The organism is Kitasatospora sp. NPDC097605, from assembly GCF_040302725.1.
GTDB lineage: Bacteria > Actinomycetota > Actinomycetes > Streptomycetales > Streptomycetaceae > Kitasatospora.
In genome coordinates this window covers 28,460-54,529 of sequence record NZ_JBEOSF010000054.1, presented here as the reverse complement: position 1 = coordinate 54,529, position 26,070 = coordinate 28,460, and the positions used below count along the sequence as shown (strand labels likewise).

Here is a 26,070-nt window from a genome sequence, read left to right as displayed (position 1 = left end):
AGGCCCATGTGGGGGTGCGGGGGCACCTGCATGCCCGGCTCGTCGGCGATGTCGTCGGGGCCGTAGTGGTCCACGAAGCACCACGCCCCCACCATGCGCCGGCCGAGGCTGGGGAGCAGGCGGCGGACCACCGTGCTCTCGCCGAGCGGGACCCGGCGGGCGGCGAGCAGGTCGCGGACCGGGCCGGGGCCGGGCTCGCCGCCGCAGGTGGTCGGGGCGGGCCTGACGTCGAGGTTGCTCATGGGCGGTCACCGCCGTGCGCGAGGGACCGGGGCGGGGTGGGGATCGCCGCGCCCGGCCGGAGGGGTCGTCGCCACGATCCTCCTCCAGGGCACGGCGATCCTCCAGCGGGGACCACCCGGCCGGGGCTCAGTGCCCGCAGGCCCACCAGGCCTCGGCGCTCGCGCCCTCGGCGAGGGTGCGCAGCTTGGCGACCGCCTCGGCCGGGTCCTCGGCGCCGTACACCGCCGAACCGGCGACGAAGACGTCCGCGCCGGCCTCGGCGCAGCGCTCGATGGTGCTCGCCGAGACGCCGCCGTCGACCTGGAGCCACAGTTCCAGGTCGTGCTTGGCGATCAGCTCCCTGGTCCGGCGGATCTTCGGCAGCATGATGTCCAGGAACGCCTGGCCGCCGAAGCCCGGCTCGACCGTCATGATCAGCAGCATGTCCAGCTCGGGCAGCAGGTCCTCGTAGGGCTCGATCGGCGTGCCCGGCTTGAGCGCCATCGACGCGCGGGCGCCCTTGGCCCGGATCTCGCGGGCGAGGCGGACGGGGGCGGCGGCGGCCTCGACGTGGAAGGTCACCGAGCCGGCGCCCGCCTCCACGTACTGGGGGGCCCAGCGGTCCGGGTCCTCGATCATGAGGTGGCAGTCGAGCGGGATGTCGGTGGCCCGGGCCAGCGACTCGACGACCGGGATGCCGAGGGTCAGGTTGGGCACGAAGTGGTTGTCCATCACGTCGACGTGCAGCCAGTCCGAGCCCCGCACGGCCTCGGCCTCCTGGGCCAGGCGGGCGAAGTCCGCGGACAGGATGCTGGGGTTGATCTGCGCCATGGGGCCTGTTACCTCTTCTTGCCTTCGTGCCGTCTGCCGAGGGATCGGGCGCGCGGGACGCGCCCCGGCCATCATCTCGCGCTCCGTCGGCCGCGTGTCACCGCCGAGACCTCCGCGTGACCGTCATCACACCCCGGTCGGGGTTATCGTGGCCGCCGCCGTGGTCATCAGCCTGTACGAGCGCCGGGACGGGAACACCCGTACGGCGTGCCCGCCCCTCCCCGAAGAGGAAGGTCCTCCCCTTGGCCGATCTCGTCCATCCCGCCCGGGCCCTGTGGTGGCTCTTCGAACCCGTGCACGCCGTCACCTACTTCACCCCCGAGGGCCTCGGCGCGTTCGAGGCGGTCGGCCTGAGCGGCGTCGCGCGCAGCTACTTCGCCGGCCGCGCCGCCCCGCTCGGCCCGGTGGACGCGACGCCGGTGATCGCCGCGTTCTTCAACTTCGCGCCCGCCCCGATCGAGCGCGCCCTGCCGGCGATCTGGAAGCTCGCCGACCCGGAGACGGCGCTCGCCGCCCGCACAGCCGGTGCCTCGGCGGCCCTGCGGCGGCTGCTGGAGCACGTCGACCCGGCGCAGATCGAGCTGGCGGCCGACCTCCTGGAGAACGCCGTCACCCGGCTGGACTGCGCGGGCCGGGTGCTGGCCGCCGCCAACGCCGCCCTCCCCCGCCCGTCCGACCTGCACGGACGCCTCTGGCAGGCGGCCACCGTGATGCGTGAGCACCGCGGCGACGGCCACATCGCCGCACTGGTCGCGGCGGGGCTGGACGGCTGCGAGGCACTGGTCGTGCGCTGCGCCCTGGACGTGCGGCGCGAGGCCCTGCAGCCGGTGCGCGGCTGGACCGACGCCGAGTGGGACGCGGCCACCGCCCGGCTGGCCGAGCGCGGCTGGCTCACCGAACGCGGCACCATCACCGAGTGCGGGCGGATCCGGCACCAGTCCCTGGAGGCGGCCACCGACCTCGCGGCCGCCCGCGTCTGGGAGAACCACCCGCGCGCCGAGCTCGACCGGCTCGCCGCGGCCCTGAAGCCGATCTCCGCACTCTGTCGGACCGCGCTGCCGCCGATCAACCCGATCGGTCTGCCGGCGACGACCACCGCCTGACGGCCCCGACCGGCGGACCACGCCGTCCGGCCACCGTCCTCGCCCGGCTTCGGGGAGGACGGTGGCCGGACGCCTACGCGTCCTCCGAGTCCGAGCGGTAGGCGAACCGCTGCTTGGCGGTCCGCCCGCGGCCCTCCACCGGCAGCACCCCGGTGGCGCCCGCGAGCCCGAAGGGCGGCATGTCGAAGTAGACGCACTCGTAGGAGCCCTCCGGCACGATGTAGGCCTCGTGCCAGAGCCCCACCCGCCCCCGCAGGTCGCCGCCCTTGACCTTCCTGTTGACGATCTTCCACACCCGGTGGTGGAAGGCGTCCGGCGCGGTCGCGTACCGGTACAGCTTCTCCTTGGACTCCCAGTACTGGACGACGTAGTAGGTGCGCGGCGAGGCGGTCAGCATGATCTTCCCGCGCAGGCCGCGCTCGGGCTCCCGGTCCAGTTCGTGGAGCATCCGGAACATCGCCAGCATCACCGGCACCCACTGGTGGACGGCCCAGAACCGGTTGACCCGCATGCCGATGAGCAGCACGGCGGTCTCCCCGGTGGCGGCCGCGGTGGTGAAGCCCGGTATCGGTTTCGCGAACACGTCTACCCCCAGCCTGTCGGCTCGTACGGCCGTTCCACCGCGTTCGCTACTCACGGGTAGAGGCCGATGTAAGCGGTGATTACATCAGCGCACACCGACCCGGTCAACCCTCCCCGCAAGCGAAGTCCCGTTCTCTCAGGCGGTGTTGGCGATTCCGCGACCGAAGGTGTCGAGCACCTGCGCGACCACCTCCTCCGCCTTCTCGGCCGGCAGGTAGCCGTCCAGGATCATCTGCGCCAGCCCGTACACCAGCGCCTGCCCGGCGAGCCCGACCAGGGCCGGATCACCCGGGCGCAGCAGCCCCGCCGCCTGGTCCGCGACGATCACCTCGGTGTACGCGCGGTCGATCCCCGACAGCCGCTCGCGCAGCTCCGGCTGCGGGGACGGCGCGAACACCCGGGAGCGCACCAGCTCGAAGCGGTACGGGTGACGGATCACGTACCGGACGAAGCCGAGCCCGAGCGCGCGCAGCACGGCCCGGTGGTCCCCCTCGCCGACGGCGGCCGCCGCCTGCGCCCGCTGCCACCGCTCGTAGTCCGCCAGCACCCGGTCCGCGACCGCCGTCAGCAGCGCCCGGCGGTCCGCGAAGTGCCGGAACGGCGCGCCGGGCGACACACCCGCCCGCCGCGCCACCTCCCGCATGGTGACTTTCTCCGGCCCCTGCTCGTCCAACAGCTCGAACGCCGCCCCGACCAGCGCCTCGGGCAGGGCGCCGTGGTGGTAACTCCCGCGCTCCGCGGGCCTCTCCGTCATGCGGGCAGTGCTATCACATCGTCAGTGGCACGGGCGTTCCCCACCAGCGGGTCAGCGCCGCCTCCAACTCCCGCTGCCCGTCGCCGGCCCACGCCACATGACCGTCCGGACGCACCAGGACGGCGGGCGCGTCCACCTCCGCGCCCTCGCCGTCGACGTGGTCGACGCGATCCGCCCAGCCCTCCACCGAGAGCCGGCCGCCGGTGCGGTCGAGGAGCAGGCCGCGGGCGCCGTGCATCAGCGCGTAGAGCCGGCGGTCCCCGGACAGCCGGACGTCCCGCAGGCGCCGCCCGACGAGATCGTCCTTCCCGTCCCCGAGGTCGTAGCGGATGTCGACGGCGGTGATCATCCCGGTCACGTAGCGGTTCACCTCCTCGATCTCCATCAGCCGCGTGAGCAGTTCCCGCAGCGCGGTCGGCCCCGACGCGCTGCCGAGCAGGGTCATCTGCGCGCGGGTGTTCGTCAGCACGCGGGCGCCGATCGGGTGGCGTTCGGCGTGGTAGCTGTCCAGCAGGCCCTCGGGCGCCCAGCCGGCGACCTCGGCGGCGAGCTTCCAGCCGAGGTTGAACGCGTCCTGGACCCCGAGGTTGAGCCCCTGCCCGCCGGTCGGCGGGTGGATGTGCGCGGCATCGCCGGCCAGCAGCACCCGGCCGACCCGGTAGCGCTCGGCCTGCCGGGTGGCGTCGCCGAACCGGGAGAGCCAGTGCGCCCCGTGAACGCCGAAGTCGGTGCCCGCGACGGCCCGCAGCCGCTCCTTGAACTCCTCCAGCGTCGGCGGCGTCGCCCGGTCCTCGGCGACGCCGGCCGCCGGCACGATCACCCGTGCGACGCCCGGCCGGCCGTCCACGTCGGGGGCCACGCCGAACCGCAGCTCGGTCCGGCGCACCCGCTCCACCACCGCGGCCACCTCCGCCGGATCCGCGGCGAGTTCCAGGTCGCCGATCAGCGTCTCGACCGTGGCGGGCTCGCCGGGGAAGCCCACGCCGAGCGCCTTGCGCACCGTGCTGCGCCCGCCGTCGCAGCCGACCAGGTAGCGCGAGCGCAGCCGCGTGCCGTCCGCCAGTTCGACGGTCACGCCGTCCGCGTCCTGGCCCAGGCCGGTGACCTCGCACCCGCGCCTGATCACCGCCCCGAGTTCGAGCGCGCGCTCCTCCAGCAGCCGCTCGGTGACCTCCTGCGGGGTGGCCAGCCCGTAGGGGTGGGCGGTGTCCAGGCTCTCCGGCCAGGGCGCCACGACGCCGCCGAACAGCCCGCCCACTTGGAACTTCTCGCTCACCGCGAGGAACCGCTCCAGCAGCCCCCGCTGGTCCATGATCTCCACGCTGCGCGCGTGCAGCCCGCGCCCGCGCGACTCCTTCGACCGCTCCGCCCGCCGCTCCAGCACGACCGCACCGACCCCGTGCAGCCGCAGCTCGCACGCCAGCATCAGCCCGGTCGGCCCACCGCCGACCACGACCACATCCGCCACGTCCGCCCTATCCCTCACCGACATCACCGACATCACCGGCATCACCGACATCACCGAGCGCCCCGTCCCGTCGTTCCCGTTCACCTTGCCGGCCGGGACGAACATGCACGAACCACGCATATCCGATCCATCCGGCCCAGGCCGACGATTCTGCGCCTCCCCCACCCCCTTGCCGCAAGACCCCCCGTGCGCTATACGTTGAGAGTGGCGACGAGTGAACATCCCTCGTCGCCGCTGTGTCTTCTCCGCCGCCCTCGCGGATCACCTCGTACTCGCACCCGCCCCGCGCCCGTGCCCGCTCTTCGCCGAAGAGCGGGCACGGGCGGCTCACAGGCGCACGGATCGTGCGCGCACGGCTCGCGGGTGGCGGCTGCTACCAGGCGTAGTCCTCCGGGGCCGGCCTGCGGCCCGGGAAGAGGGTGTCGAGGCGGGCGAGGAGGTCGTCGTCGAGCTTGATGTCGAGGGCGTGGACGGCCGCGTCGAGGTGGGCGAGGGTGCGGGGGCCGACGATGGGGGCGGTGACGGCGGGGCGGGAGAGCAGCCAGGCGAGGGCGAGGTCGGCGGGGTGCTCGCCGGCCTCGGCGGCGAGGTCCTCGTAGGCCTGGATCCGGGGACGGTTGGCCGCCAGGATCTCGCCGGCGTGGGTCATCGCGCCCCGGACCAGGCCGCCCTCGCGCTCCTTCCGCAGCGCGCCGCCGAGGACGCCGCTGCGCAGCGGGGACCACGGGAGCAGGCCGAGCCCGTAGTGCTCGATGGCGGGGATGACCTCCAGCTCGATGGTGCGGTCGAGCAGGTTGTAGAGCGACTGCTCGCTGACCAGGCCGAGGAAGTGGCGGCTGCGGGCGGCCTCCTGGGCCTGGGCGAGGTGCCAGCCGGCGAAGTTGCTGGAGCCGACGTAGATGATCTTGCCCTGGGCGACCAGGACCTCCATCGCCTGCCAGATCTCCTCCCAGGGCGTGTCCCGGTCGATGTGGTGCATCTGGTAGAGGTCGATGTGGTCGGTGCCGAGGCGGCGCAGGCTGGCCTCGACGGCGCGGCGGATGGCGAGCGCGGAGAGCCGGCCCTCGTTCGGCCAGTCCCCCATCGGGGCGTAGGCCTTCGTGGCGAGCACGGTGCGCTCGCGGCGGCCGTCGCCCTTGGCGAACCAGCGGCCGATGATCTCCTCGGTGCGGCCCTTCTGGTTGCCTTCCGGATCGCGGCCGTAACTGTTCGAGGTGTCGAAGAAGTTGATGCCCCGTTCATGGGCGCTGTCCATGATCAGGTGGGCGTCCGACTCCTCGGTGTGCGGGCCGAAGTTCATGGTGCCCAGGCAGAGTCGGGAGACGGTGAGGCCGGTGCGGCCGAGGTGGGTGAACTCCATGGAGCCCACCCTGAGCCGCACCGGCCGTGCTGTCCAGCACATTCCGCCCCGTGGGACACGGGTCGCACAGGTGCCGGGGGTCAGCGCCCGCGGGTCCCGTGGGTGGCGAACTTCCGCACCGCGAGCGGGCCGCAGAGCAGCAGCAGGACCGCGCACCAGAGCAGGGTGGCCGGGGCGGCGTGCTGCAGCGGCCAGGCGGTGGCCGGGGCGGACGGGTTGCCGAACAGGTCGCGTCCGGCCTGGACGACGGCGCTCATCGGGTTCCAGTCGGCGAGCGCGGCCAGCCGGCCGGGCATGCCGCCGGTGGGCACGAAGGCGTTGGTGACCATCGCCAACGGGAAGACACAGACGGCGAGTTGTCCGGCCGCGTCCTCCTTGCCGACGGCCAGGCCGAGCAGCAGACCGACCCAGGTCATGGTGAACCGGAAGAGCAGCAGCAGACCGAACGCCCCTGCGGCGTCGGCGGGTCCGCCACGGATCCGCCAGCCGACGGCCAGCCCGACCGCCGCCAGCAGGGCCAGCACCACGACGCTGACCAGCAGGTCGGCGAGGGTCTGCCCGAGCAGCAGGCCGGTGCGGGAGACCGCCATCGAGCGGAGCCGGTCGGTGACGCCGCGTCCGACGTCGCGGGCGGCGCCGACCATGGTGGGCATGATGCCGTTGACGGCCACCATGGCGAACAGGCCGGGCATCAGGAACTCCCGGTACCCGCCCGTGGCAGCGGTGCCGCCGGCGCCGGACGCGCCGGGGACGGCGATGGCGCTGCCGAACACATAGCCGAACACCACCACCATCAGCACCGGCACGCTGAGCGAGACGGCCAGAAGTCCGGGCGAGCGGCGGTAGGCGAGCAGGACGCGGAGCATCGAGGACCAGGTGTCGGTGACCAGGAGCGCGGATGCGGACATCAGGCGGCCCTCCCCTGCGCGCCGGTGTCGCCCCCGCGCCCGGTGAGCGCGAGGAAGACGTCGTCCAGCGACGGCGGCCGCAGCGCCGCGTCCCGCGCGACCACCCCCACCGCGTCCAACTCCCGCACCAGTTTGGGCAGCAGCACCTCCACCCCGGGCCGGGAGACCACCTCGACCGTCCGCTCGTGCTGGTCCACCAGCACGTCGCCGGTTCCCGCGAGCGACGCCAACACCACGGCGGCCTGGCCGAGTTGGCCGGCGTCGGCGAGGGTGACCGAGATCCGGGTACCGATCGACGCCTTGAGCCGCTGCGGCGGGCCGGTGGCGATCGCGGCGCCGTGGTCGACGACCACGACGGTACCGGCGAGCCGGTCGGCCTCCTCCAGGTACTGGGTGGTGAGCAGCACGGTGGTGCCGGAGTCGGCCAACTCCCGCACCGCGTCCCAGATCTGCTGCCGGCTGTGCGGGTCGAGGCCGGTGGTGGGCTCGTCGAGGAAGAGCACCGGCGGGGCGGTGACCAGGCTGGCGACCAGGTCGAGGCGCCGCCGCATGCCGCCGGAGTAGGTGCGGACCAGCCGGTCGGCGGCCTCGGCGAGCCCGAAGCGGTCGAGGAGTTCGCCGGCCCGCGCCCGGGCGCCGCGGGCGCCGAGGTGGTGCAGCCGGCCGAGGAGGTGCAGGTTGTCGCGGCCGGTCAGCCCCTCGTCGACGGCGGCGTACTGGCCGGCCAGGCCGATGCTGCGGCGGACGGCGTCGGGCTCGCGGACCACATCGTGGCCGGCCACCCGGGCGGTGCCCCGGTCGGGGGCGACCAGGGTGGCGAGGATCCGGACGGCGGTGGTCTTGCCGGCGCCGTTGGGGCCGAGCAGGCCGCAGACGGTGCCGGCCGGCACGGTCAGGTCGAGGCCGCGCAGCGCACGGGTGGTGCCGAAGTGTTTCTCCACCCCGGCCATCTCGACGGCGACGGACTGCTTCCAGGCGGTGTCGGACATGGCTCCGCCACTCCCCTCACTAGGTACATCGTACGTAGAAGTGATGCGAGCGCATCGTACTACGTACGCCGTACGTATCTAAGATGGGTAACCGAGGTGATCAACCAGTGCCGTCCAGCAAGCCCCCGAACCACAGCTCCAGCGGCGGCGCCCCGCAGCCCGGCGAGGCGCCCGAGCTGATCTGGCTGCGCCCCGAGCGCACCGGCCGCGGCCCCCGCCCGGCCCACAGCCGGACGTCGATCGCCGCCGCCGCCATCGAGATCGCCGACGCGGAGGGCCTGGACGCCGCCTCGATGCGCAGGGTCGCCGCGGCGCTCGGCGCGGGCACCATGTCGCTCTACAACTACGTGCCGAAGAAGGAGCACCTGCTCGACCTGATGCTCGACGCCGTCGCCGGCGAGTACGACTTCACCGCCCTCGCCCCGACCGGCGACTGCCGCGCCGACCTGCGCCGCCTCGCCCACGAGCAGCTCGCCACCCTGCGCCGGCACCCCTGGGCGGCGGCCCTGGTGATCGCCCGCCCCGGCCTCGGCCCCAACGCCCTGCGCTACACCGACCACTTCCTCGCCGTCACCGAGCCCAGCGGCCTGGACGGCGCCGCCCGCCTGGAGGCGCTCGCCCTGCTCAACGGCTTCGTCTGCCAGTACGCGCAGTACGAGCGCACGGCGGCGGCCGGCGCCAAGTGGCAGGCGGAGCTGGCCGGTTACCTCGGCCGCGCCGCGATGAGCGGCCAGTACCCGCACCTGGCCGCCGCGTTCGCCACCGCCACACCCCCGTCCGGCGACCCCGACACCGTCTTCGACCGCTCACTCGACCGCGTCATCACGGCCGCGCTGGCCCCGGTGACACCGCCCTGATCACCGCCCTGATCACCGCCCCGCCGCAACCTCGTCAAAATCGCTTCCCCCGCACCCCGGCCGCCGCCTACCGTGGCCCGGCCGGTGATCACGCACTGAGGGAACGGACGACACCATGCAGCACGACCACCACGGCTGGGCCGACGAGGGCTTCGGCGCGGTCGCCGACGCCTTCGCCCGCAACTTCGCCGACTTCCCCGAACTCGGCGCCGCCGTCACCGTCCACGCGGGCGGCCGCAAGGTGGTCGAACTCTGGGGCGGCGTCGCGGACGAGCGCACCGGCCGGCCGTGGCAGGCGGACACCGTGGTCCCGGTCTTCTCCTGCGCCAAGGCCCTGGTCTCGCTCTCCGCCCACCTGCTCGCCCAGCAGGGCCGCCTCGACCTGGACGCGCCGATCGCCCGCTACTGGCCCGAGTTCGCGCGCAACGGCAAGCAGACGATCACCACCCGCATGGTGCTCGCCCACCGCGCCGGCATCCCGACCCTCGACGCGCCGCTGACCTTCGCCGAGATCGCCGCCTGGACGCCTGTCGTCCGCGCGATCGAGGAGCAGCGGCCGCTCTGGGAGCCGGACACCACGCACGAGTACCACGGCCATGTCTTCGGCTTCGCGGTCGGCGAGGTGATCCGCCGCATCACCGGCCTCACCCCGGGTGCGTACGTCCGTGAGACCTTCTCCACGCCCCTCGCCCTGGACGCCTGGCTCGGCCTGCCGGCCACCGAACTCCCGCGCCTGGCCCGCCTCTCCGAGGCCGACGGCCGCCGCCCGATGCCCGGCCCCGAGCACCTGCTCACCCGCATCGTCACGATGAACGGCGCCCTCGTCTTCCCCGGCCTCGACGAGCCGCACGGCTGGAACGACCCCGCCCTGCACGCCGCCGAACTCCCCGGCGCGGGCGCCGTCGCCTCGGCCACCGCCCTCTCCACCCTGCTCGCCGCCACCGTCACCGGCCTCGCCGACACCCCACCCCTGCTCACCCCGGCCACCATCGCCGACGCCACCCGCGAACTCACCTCCGGCCCCGGCTACTTGGGCTTCGACCTCGGCGCCCGCTGGTCCTCCGGCTTCCTCCTCCCCTCCCCCACCCTCCGCCCCATGCTCGGCCCCCACAGCTTCGGCAACGACGGCGCCGGCGGCCAGTTCACCTTCGCCGACCCCCACCTCGGCATCACCTTCGCCTACACCGCCAACCGCATGATCGGCCACGCCGACCCCCGCGCCGACAACCTCATCGCCGCCGTCCGCACCTCCCTCGACGCCTGACAAACGTGGAGGTGGGGTGCTGTCGACGTCGACGCCTGCGCCGACAGCACCCCACTCACCATCAGATGCGCCCGGTTCCCCGGACGGGGCGCCCCTCGCATCGGATCCAATCCGCCGGCCTCCATAGCCAGGCCTTCCCTTCTGTCGCACGAAAGGATCGCGACCCGCTTCAGTGGCCGTCAGCTGCAGAAGTTCCCGACCATCCTCTTTGTAGTAGACGAAGAACCGCTTGCACGTCAGGTCACCGTCAGAGGAGGAAAGTGTGATGTACGCTCCAGGCCCGGCATCGGAGAGCGTTTCATGACGCCAGGTTCCTGTGAATGACACCGCGGTGGGCGACGCCTTTCCGTTACACGCGGCGGGAAGCAGGCTCACCTCCCCGAGCGTGCCACCCTCCAAGAGTTGGATCGTACCGATACTCGACTTCCAGGTCCCGGTGACAGGCGCCTCCCGCTCCTCCATGGCCGCCGTGCACGACAGCACCATTGGCAGAACGGCCACCGACGAGACGGCCACTGCACGGAGCCCTCCCCGAACGCCGAACCGACACAGCCCCGGAAACGCCAACTTCCAGTTCCTCTGCTTCAATTCGCCCTACTCGAAGTCCTTGGGTCGGGCATAGTCATCCGAGGCCCTGCCCGCCGCAGCGATCTTCTCACCCATCTTCCGACGTTATACATTGTTCACCGGACACGATGCCTAGATCGGTCCATTGGTGAAGCGGGCCGCCCCCGCGCTGCTGGAGCCGTTCGGCGTCGGTCCCGAAACAGCAGGCCAGCTCCTGGCATCCGCTGGGGACTATCCCGAACGCATACGCTCCGAGGCCGCGTTCGCCCACCTGGCCGGAGTCGCGCCGCCCCCCGTCTCCTCCGGCCGCACCCACCGCATGCGATGCCTCAAGCGATTCGTCGCCCGCGAGGTCTACCGCGCCCTGACCAGCGCACCCACCACACACATCACTCAAACCGATCTTGCTCCTACGGCTTGACGTCTAGAGGAGCATCCCGGCCCAGGTCCTTCGACACCGCCTTGGCTGATCGTATGGCGTAACAACACAGGGGCCCCGGCCGTAGCCGGGGCCCCACTTTACGAGGAGCTACTACCTCATCGGCCGTTGGCCGATCGTCGGGTCAGGGCGTTCGTTCGGGTTGGAGGGTCCAGCGCTGGTTGTCCTGGAGCGTGGGGCAGTCCCAGATGCCCAGTCGGGTGCCTTGGGCGGTGGTCCAGCCGGGTAGTTCGAGGCACTTGCCGCCGGGGCTGTCGTTGGTGACCGTGGCGGGGATGAAGAGTCGGCCGTCGGGGCGCATGCTCCACTTCTGTCCGCTCTCGCCGGAGCAGAGGGCGAGGACGGCGCGTGTGCCGTTGGTGAGGGCGTTGTCCTTGGTCGACAGGCAGAAGCTGCCGGCGCGGACGGTGCCGTCGCTGGCGAAGTTGAACCGCTGGTTGGGGGTCTGCCAGCAGGTGAAGACGGCGAGTTCGGCTCCGGGGCGGGGGCCGCCGACGGCGTCGGCGCAGAGCCAGTCGACGAGTCCGGAGTGGATGGAGACGCTGGCGTCGGCGTAGCCGGCGAAGGCCCAGGGGCCGAAGCCGTCGACCTTGCCGGTGGTGCCGGTGCTGTTGGTACCGGGGAAGATCGCGAGGGCGTTGGTGTTGTCGATCGTCCAGAGGTCGGCGTAGCCGTCGTTGTTGAGGTCGCCCGCGCCGATGTTCGGGTGGGTGCTCGCCTTGAGTGCGCTGCCGGTGGCGAGCGGGATTCCGGCGTTCGGCTTGGTCAGGGCGGAGTAGTCGACGGTCTTGTCGGGGTTCCAGCCGAGCGGGTAGGCGTAGATGGTGCCGGTGGAGCGGCTGCGGGCCCAGAGCGTGGGCTGGTTGGCCGGCTTGCCGGTTCGGGGATTGGTGGTGGGTCCGTTGGCGGCACCGGGGTTGATGAGTTCGAGGTCGTCCCAGTTGCCGGATGTCGTGGGGATGAGTGTCGCGGTGGAGACGTCGTCCGGGATTCCGGCGGGTTCGAAGAGGTAGAGCTTCCCGTCTTCGATGGTGAGGATCGAGGTCTGGGTGGTGAAGACGGGCTCGTGGTTGCCGTTGGGCTTGGGTGCGACGGCCTCGCCTGTGGGTGTGCCGAAAGCGAGGAGCTGTGAGATCCGGCTCCACGTGTTGTGGTAGTTGTCGCACGGCGTGTTGGTGCCGTAGGTGGTGCAGGTGTCCGGACGTGTGATGGTTCCGGACACGAAGTTGTCGAAGGCCCCGGTTCCGTTGTTGCGGATCAGGTAGAGCACGTCCGCGAGGGCTTTGGTCTGGTCGGTGACGGGCTTGTTGTAGTGGGCGATGATCTGGTCGACGGAGTCGCCGATGTTCAGGCTTCCGCGGTGGGTGAGCTGGAAGTCGGCCCACGTGAGGCCGTAGTCGTTGGCGCCGGGAGCGGCCGCCGAGGTGGCGGCGAGGGAGCTCACCGGGTCGGCGTTGCCGCCGATGACGCGGAGGTTCCCGTTCTTGTCCGTACCGACGATGTCGGCCTTCTGGTCGTTGTCGACATCGCCGAACAGGGGCTGGGTGCCGGGCTTCCAGGGGACGTAGAAGTTGTAGAGGGCGGTCTGGCTGTAGTTGCCTGCGATGTCCATGGCCCAGGCGTAGACGGTGTTGATGCCCCAGTTACGTGCCTGGTAGTAGTACGGCTCTCCGGGGGCGTAGGTGTCGCTGTCGCCGCAGCTCCAGCCGACGACGGGCGTCGGGTCGGTGCTGACGCGCAGGCAGGCGAGGCCGGAGGCCTGGAGCCCGGCGCCCGGCGCCGGGTCATCGGCGTAGATCCAGAGCGCGCCCCAGTCGTTCATGTACTTGGACGGGGTGGGATTGGGCGTGCCGGCGGGCGGGAAGTCGCTGGAGCGGATGCTGACGCGCGGGTTGGTGCGGTCGACGCGGAAGTAGCACGACTCGCTGCCCGGCGAGTTGAGGAGGCCGTCGGAGGATCCCGCAAACCAGCCGTACTGGTGTCCGTCGCTCAGCGCGCCCGGAGTGACCGGTTCCGCGGGAGAGTTCCAGCTTCCGCCCCAGTTGCCGTACTGGAAGGCAAAGTTGGAGTCGTTGTCGTCCCACATCTGAAAGCCTGTGTATACGGACTGGCCGCTTGGCGAGAAGCTGTTGGCGTACAGGTAGATGTTCTGATTGCTGCCGATCCAGCCCGGGTTGTCCCAGGGGTTGGCGCCCTTGGTGGTGCATTCGGCGGGGCCGCCCTGGCTGGTCTTGGTCCTGGCGAAGCCGGGGGTCGGGTAGGTGCGCGGGTGCCAGACAGTGGGCGCGATGTCGTAGGTGGTGGTGATGCTCGGCTTGCTGTCGAGGTGGTGCCGGTAGAGCTTCTCCCCTTCGCCGGCCTTGGGGGCGATGCCGACGGTCCAGGTGGCCCACTTGCCGTAGGCGGCGCGCTTCATCATGTCGGTGACGTCGATGGCCAGGGGACCGCTGTTGCCGGTGACGACCTGGCTGCCGATGTACTCACAGCCCTCCATGACGACGTTCGTGTTTCCGTACTGGCACGGCTGGTCGGTCCACTTGCTGCGCTGGTGGATCGCCTTGGGGGCCGAGTAGAGGCCGAGTTCGGTCGGGGTGCCGGGGCTGGCGGCACTCGTGACGAGGCCGTTGAGGGTCGAGCTGAACAGTACGGGCGGGGACCCGGCGCCGCTGACCGTGGTGTAGATCGCCGGATTGACCGCGAACTGGAAGTAGGCCCGCTGCCGGCCTTCGTCGCCGCAGTCCTGGTTCGGATCGGGGTTGTGGTATCCGCAGTAGCCGGTGGCGAGGTTGGTCTTCTTGTCGTAGTACTCGTAGCCCGGGTGGTTCTCCTGGACTTCGACCGATCCCTGGATCCCGCTCGTGACCGCGGTGAGGGACGGGTCGAGGTACCAGGGTCCGCTTCCGGTGCCCAGCGCCTGCTGGTCAGGGGTCAGCTCGATGGCGCCATTGGCCACCTTGGTGCCCATGGTCGCGACGTTGGCGCCGTCACCCGGGCCTTCGGCGGTGGACGGCGTTCCCGCGGGCTGGAGGTCGGGGCCTTGTGCGGTGGAGGGAGCCGCGAGGCCGGAGGCCTTGGCGGCGGAGGCCGGGGCGGTCTGGCCTGTCCGTGAGGAGTCCCACTGGAGGGAAGCGGGCGAGCGGAACCGGGAGACGCCGCTGTCGTCCTTGACGTCGATCTGCCCGTGGTCGTCCGCGGTGACAGTCAGGCCCTTGGCACTGATCGGGAAGCGGAGCATCTTCAGCGCGGGGTCGGCCGCCGCCTCGGGGGTACGAACGACGATCACGTCCCGCCAGCCCCCGATGTCGAGTGCGGTCAGCTGCAGATCGACACCTGGCAGGACGTTCGCGTAGGTGGCGGTGCCGCCGTCCACGGAGGGCTTCGGCAGGGCGAACGGCGCCCCGACGGCGAGTTCCTTGCCGTCCGCGGTCTTCACGGTGGCCATCGGTCCGGCACCGCCGCCGGAGAAGGTCACCGCGGTCGGGGCGACGGTCGGGCTGAGGCTGCCGTCGCTGTTGGCACGCAGGGTGCCATCGATGTCGGCCCACGCGTCATCGCGCTTGACGCGTACGGGCTGGGCGTTGTCGGTCGTGGTCAGCGTGCCGTCCGGGTTCGCCACGGTCTTCGACACGTCGCTCGTCAGGACGTCCACGACGACGGGCTCGCCGCTCGCCTTCGCGTTGGCGACGGCGTCGAAGAGCGCCTGCTGCTCAGGCGTCCGGGGCGGCGCGGGTTGCGAGGGCGTGATCGGCGACGGGCCGCCGACGGGCCCGTGCGCGGGCGTGGAGTCGGTAGCGAGCGCGGCCGGCGCATTGAGCAGGCCGATACCGAGGACACAACTTGTCGCGATCGCGGCCAGACGAGCTGTACGCCTGCGTATGGATGGCGTAGGTGGTGTGTGCGTTTTTGTGTGCAAGGTGACGGACATGCCTCTCTCGCGTTCCCCTCCCGGACTGCGAACCCCGTCTGGGGTCCCGTTCGGGTGGGAACGATGCTGCCTGGCGGGCGTTTCGGTCAAACCGATTACAAGTTCGTGCCGACATGTCTGGAATATGTAGATCCCCAGGTCAAGACTCCATAAACATCGCGTGCATGGTGGCCGAACGACCTGGTGGCGTGTCAGACCCCTCACTTATCGTCACTTCGATCGTGGCGGTGCCGTACCTATTTGACGCCACGCCATATGCGCCTGAGGGGATTTTGCGGTGGGAGTTTTGCCTGCCCGTATACGGGCTGGGAGTTCGACAGGACGCCGATGGCGTTCACCAGTGGTGGCGACGATGGTCGCACTCGCACTGACAGGGGCGGCCGTGCCGCCGGCGGCGGCCTGGACCTTCCCTGAACCGGAGGGGCAGGTCTGGAGCCCGCCCAACGCTCCGCGGGAAGGAGCGGCGGTCTCCGCGGAGGGGCGCGACGCCCAGCCACCGGGCTCGCCGCCCGTGGAGGCCGCGCCCGGTTGGAAGCCTGAGGTCGCACCGCCGGTCGTGACCGGAACCGAGACCGTCACACTCGGCGCCGACAGCCCTTCCGCGAAGGCGGCACGTTCGGCGACCGGTGGCGCTTCGCCCGCCTCCAGCGGCGCCTTCGGTGCCAGGGCCGGCGATCTGGCCGTCCGGATCGCTCCCGGCACCGGGGCCGGCGAGAGCGCGCGTACGGTTCACGTCCAAGTGACCGCTCCCGAAGCGGGCAAGGCAGTGGGCGCCACCGGGCCGCTCATCGCCGTCTCCGACGCCGACGCGTCGACAACCGGTGACGGCCGCAGCGCCAAGGTCTCGCTGGACCTCAAGGCGCTGCAGGCCGGCGGGTGGTCCGACCGCGCTGCGCTCGTCGCACTGCCCGCCTGTGCCCTGACCACGCCGGAAGAGCCCGAGTGCCGTACCCAGACTCCGGTCCCCGCCCAGGCCGACGGCCACGGCTCGGTCAGCGCCGAGGTGACGCTGCCCGCAACCGCCAACTCCGACCAGGCCCAGGTTGGCACCGGAGCGGTCAAGGCATCGTTCGCCGCCGGTGCCGAATCAGCCCCGGCGGCCGGCGCGAGCGGACCGGTGGTGCTCACCGCGGTACCCGCTCCGTTCGGTGCTGGCGGCAACTACACGGCGACGCCGCTCACGCCCTCCTCCGGGTGGCACGCCGGTTCCAACGCGGGGAGCTTCACCTACAACTATCCCGTCTCCGTGCCGGCGGCCCTCGGTGGCGCGGCTCCGGGCGTAGCACTCAACTACAACTCGTCGGCGGTGGACGGCAAGACGTCGGCGACCAACTCCCAGTCCTCCTGGGTCGGTGACGGCTGGGGCTACGAGCCCGGCTTCATCGAGCGCTCCTACAAGAGCTGCGACAAGGCGGGCATCACCGGCTCCGCCGACCAGTGCTGGGGCGGCCAGAACGCCACCCTGGCGCTCGGCGACCGCTCCGGCACCATCGTGCGCGACGACGCCACCGGCGCCTGGCACCTGCAGGACGACGACGGCTCCAAGATCGAGCAGCTCACCGGCGCCCCGCGCAGCGGCAACGACGTCAGCTACCGGGACATGGAGTACTGGCGGATCACCACGCCGGACGGGACCCAGTACTACTTCGGCCTCAACCACCTGCCCGGCGGCGACGGCACCGACCCCGCCGCCAACTCGGTCCTGACGACGCCGGTGTACTCTCCGAAGAGTGGCGACCCGTGCTACAGCTCGTCGACCGGGAACGGCTCCTGGTGCCAGATGGCGTGGCGCTGGCAGCTCGACCACGTCGTCGACACCCACGGCAACCTGACGACGTACAAGTACGCGACCGAGGGCAACAACTACAGCCGTGGCGGCGCCCCGGACAGCAGCAAGGGCGTGCTCACCGCCTACCAGCGGAGCGCCTACCTCCGCGAGATCGGCTACGGCCAGCGGCTCGACGAGCAGAAGGCCGCCAAGGGCGCCCTCAACCCCGCGGCAAAGGTCGTGTTCACGGTAGCGGAGCGCTGCCTACCCTCGGGTGCGATCACCTGCGCCGAGGACCAGCGCACCACCACCAACAGTGAGTTCTGGCCCGATGTCCCGCTCGACCAGATCTGCACCAGCTCCGGCACCTGCACGAACTACGCACCGACGTTCTTCACCACCAAGCGGCTGACCTCCATCACCACCCAGGTGCTTGCCGGTGGCGGCTACCGCAACGTGGACACCTGGGCGCTCACCCAGTCGCTGGCAGAGCCCGGGGACGCCACCAAGAAGACCCTGCAGCTGGACTCCGTCCGGCGGACCGGGTCCAACGGCCAGACGCCGATCACTCTGCAGCCCGTCACCTTCACGTACGTGATGATGGCTAACCGCGTCGACGGCCTGGTACCGCCGGAGCACATGTTCATGCGCCCCCGGATCAAGGGCATCACCACCGAGACCGGCGGCCGGATCAACGTCATCTACAGCGACCCCGAGTGCTCCCGGGTCAACAACCGCATGCCCGCCTCCGAGGTCGACAACTCGATGGCCTGCATGCCGGTCAAGTGGTACCTGCCCGGTGCGATCGGCGCCGACGGAAAGCCGGTCCTGGTCAACGACTGGTTCAACAAGCCGCTCGTCAAGATCGTCACCGAGCAGGACCTCGTCAGCACCCCCGCCATTGGCAAGACCACGGAGTACACGTACAACGGCGGCGCCGCCTGGCACCGCAACGACGCCGAGTTCACCGACCCCAAGACCCGCACCTGGGACCAGTTCCGCGGCTACCAGTCGGTGACCACCACCACGGGCAGCGGCTCCTCGAGCGAAGCCCCCAAGACCCAGCAGACGACCACCTACCTGCGCGGAATGCACGGCGACTACCTCGCCAACGGCACCGACAAGCGCAATGTCCAGGTCACCAGCCCCCTCGGCGGCACCATCACCGACGAGGACTGGCTCGCCGGCCGCGTCGTGGCCACCGAGGACTACGACCGGGCCGGCGGGACCCTCCAGTCGGTGGCGGGGAAGCTGTACAACGGCCAGCAGATCACGGCCACCCACGCACAGAGTTCCGGTGCACCGCAGATCTACGCCCGCTACTCGGACTCCCAGGTCACGGCCGTCTCCAAGGCCAAACTCGCCGACGGAAGCTGGCGAACCGCCAGCGCGACCACGACCACCGACCCAGCCCACGGAAACCGGGTCGTCCAGATCAACGACAAGGGCGACGGTACCGCCGCCACCCCCGAGACCTGCACGACCACCAAGTACGCCACTAGCGACAACCCGCTCCTGCTCACCCTGCTCTCCGAACAGATCACGGTCCAAGGCACCTGCGACACCAAACCGACCGCGGCCAACGCGATCAGCGGCAGCCGCACCCTCTACGACAGCCGACCGTTCAAACTCGCCGGGACCCTGGGGAACCCGACCAGCACCCAGGCCCTCGACCACTTCGACCAGGCTGGAAACCCGGTCTACGTCCACGTTTCGAGCGCGACCTTCGACACCTACGGCCGAAGCGTGGCCAACGCGACGACCGACGGCTCGGCCTACGACCATCAAGGCGCCCAGCTCAGCGGGCCCACCGTCACCCCGGCGATCACCACAGTGGCGATCACGCCGGCCACAGGCGCACTGCCCACCGAAGTGCGGACGACCGGCCCCATGGGCGCGGGCTGGACCACCACCCTCGTCCAGGATCCGGCCCGAGGCCTGCCGCTCACCAGCACCGACATGAACGGCCGGGTCACCACGGCACAGTACGACGCCATCGGCCGCATCACGGCTGTCTGGGCACCGGACCGCCCGACGAACGAACTCCCGAACAAGATGTTCGCCTACTCCGTCAAGGGCACGGCGGGTCCCTCCGCCATCACGACCAAGTCGATCAACGACGATGTCGCCACCTATCTGACGACCATCGAGATCCTCGACGGTCTCGGCCGCTCGCGGCAGACCCAGAGCATGAGCACGGCCTACCCGACCGGGCGCCTGATCACGGACACCGTCTACGACACCCACGGCTGGGTGATCAAGACATCCAACCCGTACTTCGAGAAGACCTCGTTCCCCACCGAATCCGTCTTCCTTCCGGTGGGCGACGGCCAGATTCCGGGCCAGACCTGGAACAGCTACGACGGCGCCGGACGCGTGGTGCGCTCGGAGTTCCGCTCGAACGGCAACCTCCAGTGGGCCACCACGACGGCCTACCCCGGTGCGGACCGGACCGACACCACCCCGCCCGCCGGAGCCACACCGACCTCGATCGTCACCGACGCCCGGGGTCGGGCCACGACAGCCTGGGAGTACCGCACCACCACGGCCACCGGCAACCCCGCCGACGCCGACATCACCACCTTCACCTACACGCCCGGCGGCCAGCCCGCCGGGCGCACCGACAGTAGTGGCAATACCTGGAGCTACACCTACGACCTGAGGGGCCGACAGGTCTCCGCGAACGACCCGGACACCGGTACCAACCAGACCTTCTACAACGCGAACTCGCAGGTCGATCACACGGTCGACGCCAAGGGCCAGACTCTCGCGTACACGTACGACCTGTTGGGGAGGAAGACCGGCGGCTACAGGGGCAGTGTCGCGCCGGCGAACCAGCTGGCGTCCTGGAGCTACGACACGCTCGCCAAGGGCCTGCCGACCTCCTCCACCCGCTACGTCGGCGGATCGACGGGAGCTGCCTATACCAAGGCTGTCACCGGCTACGACACCGGCTACCGGGCCCTGGGCACGTCGGTCACCATTCCCGGCGCCGAAGGCGCCCTCGCCGGCACCTACACGACCACCAACACCTACAGCAAGGGCCTGGGCTTCCTCAAGAGCACAAGCATCCCGGCCGCAGGCGGCCTGCCGGCCGAGACCGTCTCCTACGGCAGGGCCAGCACCGGTCTGCTCGCCTCGGCCGCGAGCCTGGGACAGGCCGTCATCCCCAAGGTCACCTACGATCAGATGGCCCGGCCCCTGACGACCACCGTCGGAGCCTACGGCTCACAGGTCGTCTCACTCCAGCAGTACGACTGGGCCACCGGTCGGGTCATCAACTCGTTCGTGACCCGCCAGACCGGCACCGTCGCCTCCGACCAGACTAGCTACACCTACACGCCGTCCGGACGCATCACCTCGGTCAGCACCATCCAGGACGCCGCGAGCACCGACACCCAGTGCTTCACCTATGACCACCTGGGCCGGCTGACCAACGCCTGGACCGACACCCAGGGCGTGCACAGCGTCACTGACTGGACCGACTCCGCCGGCACCATCCACGGCACCGGCAGCTCGACCAGCGTGCCCGGCATCGGCGGCTGCAACAACGCAGGCGGTCCGGCCCAGGTCAGCCCCGGCGGCCGCACCATCGGCGGACCCGCCCCCTACTGGAACACCTACAGCTACGACGCCAGCGGCAACCGCACCGGCCTCGTCCGACACGACATCACTGGCAACACCCTCAACGACACCACCACCACCCAGACCTTCGTAGCAGCCAAGAGCCGCAACACCCCCACCACCGCACCCAACACCGGCGGCGGCACCGGCGGGCCCCACGCCCTCCTCACCTCCACCACCACCGGACCCGGCGGAACCAAGGCCGTCAGCTACCAGTACGACGCCAAGGGCAACACCACCGCCATCACCGACACCGCCGGCACCACCACACTGACCTGGAACGGCGAGGACAAGCTCGAATCCCTCACCCAAACGGCCGGCGGCACGACCAGCTACCTCTACGACGCCGACGGCAACCAGCTCATCCGCCGCAACCCCGGCAAGACGACGCTCAACCTCCCCACGGACGAGCTCACGCTCGACACTGCCACCGGCTCGATGAACAACGTCCGGACCGTCGCCTCGGCCGGCGGCCTGACCTACCTGCGCGTCACCGCCCCCATCGGCGGCGGCGACATCCTCATCCAGGCATCCGACCCGCACGGCACCAGCGGCCTGCAGATCAACACCACCGACGGCCAGCCCGTCACGCGCCGCCCCACCGATCCTTTCGGCAACCCCCGCGGCACCCAGCCCACGGCCTCCGACTGGGCCGGCGGCAAGGGCTTCGTCGGCGGAACCAAGGACGAGACCACCGGCCTCACCAACCTCGGAGCCCGCCAGTACGACCCCACCACCGGCCGCTTCATCAGCCCCGACCCCATTCTCGACCCGGGCAACCCGCAGCAGTGGAACGGCTACGCCTACAGCGAGAACGACCCGATCAACCGCAGCGACCCCAGCGGCCTCCAAACCCCTGAGTGCGGCACGCTCTACAAGTGCACCGGCACCGGCGGCACCATCACGATGAAGAACGCGGAACAGGCAACGTCGGAATACGTCGACGTCAACACTCAGCGCCGCTACTACGCAACCCAGGTCGACACCTCCTACGCCAAGAACCGCGAGTACGTCTACACCCAGGTCCTCAAGAACGGCGGCGTCAAGGACTCCCGCCCCAAGGGACTCAAGGGCGCCCTCCAGGCCCTGGGCAGAGCAGCCGCCGGCCTCACCTACGAACTGACCTCAGCCGGAGACGCCAAGGACTGCGCAACCAAGAAGGACGTGGTCGCCTGCGGCTTCGCCTTGACCTCGTTCGCCAAGACCAAGTGGATCAAGACAATCGGCGAACAGATCATCAAGGACATCCGAAAGGCTCCCGAAGCACCGCGGCCACAAACGCCACCCCAGTCCAACTTCATCCCGTGCGAGCACAGCTTCCCTCCGGACACCAAGGTGCTGATGTCCGACGGAAGCAGCAAGGCGATCGGCGACATCGAGGCCGGTGACTCCGTCACCACTACCGACCCGCAGACCGGCGAAACCACCTCGAAGCCGGTCATCGCAACAATTGTCACCCCCGACGACTCCGAGTTCACCGAGGTGACTCTGGCGCTTCCCGCCCCTAGCGGAGAGCCTGCCAGCACAACGACTCTTGTCTCCACGTCCACCCACCCCTACTGGGACGAGACCACCCAGCGTTGGACCGAGGCCGCCGCACTCCAACCCGGCCACCACCTCACCACACCCGACCAGACCACCCTGCCTGTCGTCGGCACCCGCACCTACACCACACAGCCCCAGCAGGCCAACGACCTCACGGTCGCCGACCTCCACACGTACTATGTACTCGCCGGTACGGTGCCCGTACTGGTGCACAATTCGGGATTGTGCACCGAGAAGATCGACGACGTCTTCCATAACCCCAGCGGCAGATCTTCTCAGGATCAGTTTGAATACCACTGGGACAAGCACGCAAAGGGGCGCGGTGTCACGCGTGAGCAGTACCTCCAGGATGCGCAAGACTGGGCGACGGGAATCGCCCAGCCAGGAGGGAAGAGGGGGCTCAACGCCAGCCTGGAGACGCTGGCGGACGGTGCGCGTGGGATAAAATACGTGGACCCCCAGACGGGTAAGGGCGGGATCATCGGCCCCGGCGGCAAGGCAGTAACCTTCTGGTATGGCGCCGACTAATGAAAGGACGAGCTGTTGTCGGATTTCATGGAGAGCTACGCTCTCTGGCGATCCTTGCCGTTTCCCGGTCTACGCCGCGGTGAGAATCTGTTGCGCGCCGGAGAGAACCTTGCACTCATTCATGGCGACCTAGCTCTCGCCGACGAACATGTGACCCAGGTGATCCTTTTTGTCGACGAGGGGATATTCAGGCCGAGCCGGGCGGACGTCATGGGGTTGCTTGAAGGGGTCATCTCTCGCCTGGAACGATTCGGTGAAAGCATGGCCGCCGAAGAGCGAGAAGTTGTCGACGCCCATTATCGATATGCAGTTTTGCTGCATCAAATCTATGGTGAATTTCTGCACATAGGGGCTCCGTAGCCCGTCGCCTGACCAGCAGGGGATAACGATGAGCCGCCCACACGTTTGGGCGGCTCATCGTTATCCCCTGGAGGCTTTGTGCGCGCGACGCGGTTGCAGGTCGTGTCGGCGAACTTCCCGTCTCTCCAAGTCGAAAACTGATCTCTGACGCGAAGCTGGGTCGCCCGGCGAGGGGGGATTCCCTGTCGATAACGGCCAGCGATAACACAGGGGTTCCACCGGAATGATGTCCCGGTGGGGCCTCTGTGGTGTCTGACGGCAGTAGTTGACGGCAACGTCAGCGGACGGGCGTGGCGCAAAGAGGTGGTTCGTCGCCGTCGTAGAGCTCGCCGACGATCTCGGTGGGGCTGCGGAGGGCGCACCCGAGGAGATCGATGGCGTCGCGCTGGAGGCGGAGTCGGACGTGGGCATACACCGTGGCGGTGACGCCGATGTGGGCGTGGCCGAGCAGTTCCTTGATCACGACCAGTTCGACGCCCTGTTCCAGGAGGAGGGTCGCCGCCGAGTACCGGAGGTCGTGAAACCAGATGTGGCGGTGCCTGGCCCGGCGGAGCAGAGCGTTGAAGTGCCGGGTGAGAGTGGCTCCCTCGATCGGGGAGCCGTCGGGCCGGGTAAAGACGTAGCCACTGTCCGACCACATCTTGCCTGCCGTGTCGCGCTCCCGGGCCTGCTGGTCGCGGTGGTCCCGCAGCGAGTGCAGGCATTCGCCCGGCAGGGCGATGCGCCGCTCCGAGCTTTGCGTCTTCGTCGGCAGGGCGGTCAGGCCGCTGCTGTTGGTGCGCTGGAGGGTGCGCCGGACGCTGGCGGTGCCGCCGGTCAGGTCGAGGTCTTCCCAGCGCACGCCGAGGAGTTCGCCCTTGCGCAGGCCGGTGCGCAAGGCGAGCTCGAAGAGGGCCTGAGGCCGATGGCCGCGCACAGCGGCGAGGAGGTCGCGGGCCTCGTCGACGGTCAGGGGTTCGAAGCGGCGGGGGCGGGGTGTGCCCATTCGGACGTTGCGGGCGACGTTGCGGGGGATCTCCTCTTCGCGGACGGCGTGCTCCAGGGCGGACTTGAGCACGGAGTGGATGCAGGCGAGGGTCAGCGGGGAGAGCCGCTTGCCGCAGCACGTGCCGATCGCGCAGCAGCGGGGCTGGGTGCGGGCGGCGTCGAGGCCACGGGCGCAGCACTGGCAGGTGGTGCGGAGCTGGTTGAGCCAGGTGCGGACATCCTTGGCGCTGAGCTTGGCGAGCTTCTTCTTGCCGAGGCCGGGGATGAGGTGGCGGTTCATGCAGGCGGTGTAGCGGGTGTGGGTGTTCTCGCGGAGCTGGTGGACGGCGACTGCCTCCAGCCAGTACGTCAGGTTGGCGGCCAGGCTGCCCTGTGCGGTGGGGACGGGGACGCCGCGGTTGCTGGTGGCGATCTTCTCGGTGAGTTTGGCGAGGGCTTCCTTGCGGGTGGTGCCGTAGACGCGGATGCGCTTGCGGGTGTCGCCGGGGGCGAGGACGTAGCCGGCGGCTTCCCAGCGGCCGTCTTTGCGCTGGTAGACGGTGCCGTCGCCGCTGGCGCGGCTGCGGCGGGAGGCGGGGGTGTCGCGGGGTGTGGTCATTAGGCGGCGTCCTGTTCGAGTCGGGTGCGGAAGAAGTCGGTGAGCGCGTGGGTGGGGATGCGGCGGGCGCGGCCGAGGGTGATGGAGGCGAGTTGCCGGGTGCGGAGCAGGTCGTAGACGGCGGAACGCACGAGTTGGAGGCGGGCCATGACCTGGGGGGCCGTCAGCAGTTCCTCGCTCATGCCCGGCCCGGGGAACACGGCTGTCATGAGGGGCCACACTCTGCGGTGAACTGCTGCTCAAGTTCTCTGCGGTGGCACACGGCGGCAGCGAGGAGTTCCGCGCCGGGGCTGTAGCCCGAGCCGTGGTAGGCCCAGTGACCGACGACGAGTGTCGTGCTCGGGTCGAGGTCGGGCAGGCCGGCGCGTGCGCGGGCCTGTTCCGTGCGCCAGGCGCGGCGGCCGTCGCGCAGCGCGCCGAGGGTGACGGAGTAGCAGCGGGACTTGGTGGAGAAGTGGCCCCGGAAGCCGAGCATGTGCGCCCACTTCCAGAGCTTGAGGTCGGCGAACTCCGGGCGCTTGCCCAGCTCCCAGCAGGTGGGAATCATCTGCCGCACGTGGCGTTCGACGGCGAGGCGGGGCAGGGGTCGGGCCTGTCCGGTGCCGGTGCAGGCGGTGGACGTGAGTGGGGTTCCGTGGCCGGTCAGGGTCATGCCGCGTCCCTGGCAGGGGCGGCAGAACAGGGCGCGGTCGAGAGCGCCGGAGGAGTCGGCGGACTTGGTGGCGTACTTGGCCACGTAGGCGGCAACCGCGTGATCGGTGAGTTCGGTGTCGGTGCCGAAGACGGCGATCTCGCGAACGTCGAGCTGTTCGCCCCAGGCGAGTTCGCGTTCTCCGTCCGCGTCCGAGACGACGCTGACCGAGACTCGGGCGGTGGCGGCCCGGATGGCGTCGGCGAGCAGGGTCACGGTGGCGGACGGGGGCGGGGGCTGGGTGCTGCCGTCCGGTCCGTCGAGGCGGATCACGGCGTGGAAGTGGACCAGGCCGCGCTTCCGGTACTCGGCGAGCTTGGCGAAGGAGACGCACTGTACCGCGCGGGCCGCCTTCTGGGTCAGGCCGAGCCGGGCGGCGATCTCACGGCGTAGGTAGATCGTGAAGCGCGCCCACAGGGCGGAGGCGTGGGCGTTGAACAGCACCGCGCCCGGGTAGTCGTAGGTCTTCGGGTGCAGTGGTGTGCCGAGCAGCGCGTCAGCGGGTTCGTGGCGCTTGCCGCAGCGGCACGGCCGGAGGCTACTGCCCGCGTCGGTGGGGCGCTCGTGGACGGGCCGAAGGACAGTGCGGTGAGCCTGACGAACACGCGGGGGTGGGTGCGGACGGCATCCGGCACGCTCTTGCATCCGGTCATGCCCAGTCTTGGTAGGGAGGGTGGGTCTACTGCCCCCAGCCCCGCCA

The 26,070-nt window shown here is 70.4% G+C and carries 15 protein-coding genes and 3 pseudogenes; 6 read left to right on the top strand and 12 right to left on the bottom strand.

Going from position 1 to position 26,070, the window contains the following annotated elements; translation table 11 throughout:
* Both ABTX81_RS36760 and rpe read right to left on the bottom strand, forming a co-directional pair.
* Positions 1 to 242: pseudogene (locus ABTX81_RS36760) on the bottom strand (pirin family protein); the annotation flags it as partial.
* 127 nt (positions 243 to 369) lie between these two features.
* On the bottom strand, positions 370 to 1,053 hold the full coding sequence (gene rpe / locus ABTX81_RS36755; RefSeq protein WP_350554761.1) for a ribulose-phosphate 3-epimerase: 684 nt from the start codon (positions 1,051 to 1,053) through the stop codon (positions 370 to 372).
* 242 nt (positions 1,054 to 1,295) lie between these two features.
* Here rpe and ABTX81_RS36750 point away from each other — a divergent pair, with 242 nt between their 5' ends.
* A complete protein-coding gene (locus ABTX81_RS36750) occupies positions 1,296 to 2,156 on the top strand; it encodes an SCO6745 family protein (protein ID WP_350554759.1) in 861 nt (286 codons plus the stop codon).
* 73 nt (positions 2,157 to 2,229) lie between these two features.
* On the opposite strand, the gene ABTX81_RS36745 is transcribed toward ABTX81_RS36750, so the two are convergent.
* The 6 genes from ABTX81_RS36745 to ABTX81_RS36720 all read right to left on the bottom strand — a co-directional run bounded on the left by ABTX81_RS36745 (position 2,230) and on the right by ABTX81_RS36720 (position 8,217).
* Positions 2,230 to 2,739 carry a DUF4188 domain-containing protein gene (locus tag ABTX81_RS36745; protein WP_350554757.1) on the bottom strand — a complete coding sequence of 170 codons (510 nt, stop codon included), beginning with the start codon at positions 2,737 to 2,739 and terminating at the stop codon, positions 2,230 to 2,232.
* A gap of 135 nt (positions 2,740 to 2,874) precedes the next feature.
* Entirely contained in the window at positions 2,875 to 3,492 is a 618-nt protein-coding gene (locus ABTX81_RS36740) for a TetR/AcrR family transcriptional regulator (RefSeq protein WP_350554755.1), read from the bottom strand.
* A 13-nt stretch (positions 3,493 to 3,505) separates the two neighbouring features.
* On the bottom strand, positions 3,506 to 4,960 hold the full coding sequence (locus tag ABTX81_RS36735; protein ID WP_350554765.1) for an FAD-dependent monooxygenase: 1,455 nt from the start codon (positions 4,958 to 4,960) through the stop codon (positions 3,506 to 3,508).
* A gap of 373 nt (positions 4,961 to 5,333) precedes the next feature.
* A complete protein-coding gene (locus ABTX81_RS36730; protein WP_350554753.1) occupies positions 5,334 to 6,320 on the bottom strand; it encodes an aldo/keto reductase in 987 nt (328 codons plus the stop codon).
* 80 nt (positions 6,321 to 6,400) lie between these two features.
* Entirely contained in the window at positions 6,401 to 7,228 is an 828-nt protein-coding gene (locus ABTX81_RS36725) for an ABC transporter permease (protein WP_350554751.1), read from the bottom strand.
* Positions 7,228 to 8,217, bottom strand: a complete 990-nt coding sequence (locus tag ABTX81_RS36720) for an ATP-binding cassette domain-containing protein (protein WP_350554749.1) — start codon at positions 8,215 to 8,217, stop codon at positions 7,228 to 7,230. Before ABTX81_RS36720 ends, ABTX81_RS36725 begins: the two co-directional genes overlap by 1 nt.
* 107 nt (positions 8,218 to 8,324) lie before the next feature.
* Here ABTX81_RS36720 and ABTX81_RS36715 point away from each other — a divergent pair, with 107 nt between their 5' ends.
* The 3 genes and pseudogenes from ABTX81_RS36715 to ABTX81_RS36705 all read left to right on the top strand — a co-directional run.
* Positions 8,325 to 9,074, top strand: coding sequence for a TetR/AcrR family transcriptional regulator (locus tag ABTX81_RS36715; protein ID WP_350554747.1), 750 nt, complete (start codon positions 8,325 to 8,327; stop codon positions 9,072 to 9,074).
* Positions 9,075 to 9,189: 115 nt separating this feature from the next.
* Entirely contained in the window at positions 9,190 to 10,338 is a 1,149-nt protein-coding gene (locus tag ABTX81_RS36710) for a serine hydrolase domain-containing protein (protein ID WP_350554745.1), read from the top strand.
* A 712-nt stretch (positions 10,339 to 11,050) separates the two neighbouring features.
* Positions 11,051 to 11,326 (top strand): annotated as a pseudogene (locus ABTX81_RS36705) (transposase); the annotation flags it as partial.
* A 142-nt stretch (positions 11,327 to 11,468) separates the two neighbouring features.
* On the opposite strand, the gene ABTX81_RS36700 reads toward ABTX81_RS36705, so the two are convergent.
* Positions 11,469 to 14,993: a ricin-type beta-trefoil lectin domain protein gene (locus tag ABTX81_RS36700; protein ID WP_350554743.1), complete on the bottom strand. Its 3,525-nt coding sequence runs from the start codon at positions 14,991 to 14,993 to the stop codon at positions 11,469 to 11,471.
* 1,015 nt (positions 14,994 to 16,008) lie between these two features.
* On the opposite strand from ABTX81_RS36700, the gene ABTX81_RS36695 reads away from it, so the two are divergent.
* Positions 16,009 to 22,734 (top strand): RHS repeat-associated core domain-containing protein, encoded by a 6,726-nt coding sequence (locus ABTX81_RS36695; protein ID WP_350554741.1) that lies wholly within the window; start codon positions 16,009 to 16,011, stop codon positions 22,732 to 22,734.
* Positions 22,735 to 22,749: 15 nt separating this feature from the next.
* Complete coding sequence (locus tag ABTX81_RS36690) at positions 22,750 to 23,094, top strand: hypothetical protein (protein WP_350554739.1); 345 nt, start codon at positions 22,750 to 22,752, stop codon at positions 23,092 to 23,094.
* A gap of 277 nt (positions 23,095 to 23,371) precedes the next feature.
* On the opposite strand, the gene ABTX81_RS36685 is transcribed toward ABTX81_RS36690, so the two are convergent.
* From ABTX81_RS36685 to ABTX81_RS36675, 3 genes and pseudogenes are all read right to left on the bottom strand, one after another.
* Positions 23,372 to 24,679 carry a tyrosine-type recombinase/integrase gene (locus ABTX81_RS36685; protein ID WP_350554737.1) on the bottom strand — a complete coding sequence of 436 codons (1,308 nt, stop codon included), beginning with the start codon at positions 24,677 to 24,679 and terminating at the stop codon, positions 23,372 to 23,374.
* A complete protein-coding gene (locus ABTX81_RS36680; RefSeq protein WP_350554735.1) occupies positions 24,679 to 24,888 on the bottom strand; it encodes a helix-turn-helix domain-containing protein in 210 nt (69 codons plus the stop codon). The genes ABTX81_RS36685 and ABTX81_RS36680 overlap by 1 nt, the downstream gene beginning before the upstream one ends.
* A pseudogene (locus ABTX81_RS36675) lies at positions 24,885 to 26,038 on the bottom strand (replication initiator); the annotation flags it as partial. The gene ABTX81_RS36680 and the pseudogene ABTX81_RS36675, both read right to left, overlap by 4 nt.
* Between the last annotated feature and the right edge of the window lie 32 nt (positions 26,039 to 26,070).

Excerpts from the sequence above, each read along its gene's own strand:
- ABTX81_RS36730 (WP_350554753.1), bottom strand. The coding sequence starts at position 6,320 with ATGGAGTTCACCCACCTCGGCCGCACCGGCCTCACCGTCTCCCGACTC.
- ABTX81_RS36710 (WP_350554745.1), top strand. The coding sequence starts at position 9,190 with ATGCAGCACGACCACCACGGCTGGGCCGACGAGGGCTTCGGCGCGGTC.
- ABTX81_RS36680 (WP_350554735.1), bottom strand. The coding sequence starts at position 24,888 with ATGACAGCCGTGTTCCCCGGGCCGGGCATGAGCGAGGAACTGCTGACG.
- ABTX81_RS36685 (WP_350554737.1), bottom strand. The coding sequence starts at position 24,679 with ATGACCACACCCCGCGACACCCCCGCCTCCCGCCGCAGCCGCGCCAGC.
- ABTX81_RS36725 (WP_350554751.1), bottom strand. The coding sequence starts at position 7,228 with ATGTCCGCATCCGCGCTCCTGGTCACCGACACCTGGTCCTCGATGCTC.
- ABTX81_RS36740 (WP_350554755.1), bottom strand. The coding sequence starts at position 3,492 with ATGACGGAGAGGCCCGCGGAGCGCGGGAGTTACCACCACGGCGCCCTG.
- ABTX81_RS36720 (WP_350554749.1), bottom strand. The coding sequence starts at position 8,217 with ATGTCCGACACCGCCTGGAAGCAGTCCGTCGCCGTCGAGATGGCCGGG.
- rpe (WP_350554761.1), bottom strand. The coding sequence starts at position 1,053 with ATGGCGCAGATCAACCCCAGCATCCTGTCCGCGGACTTCGCCCGCCTG.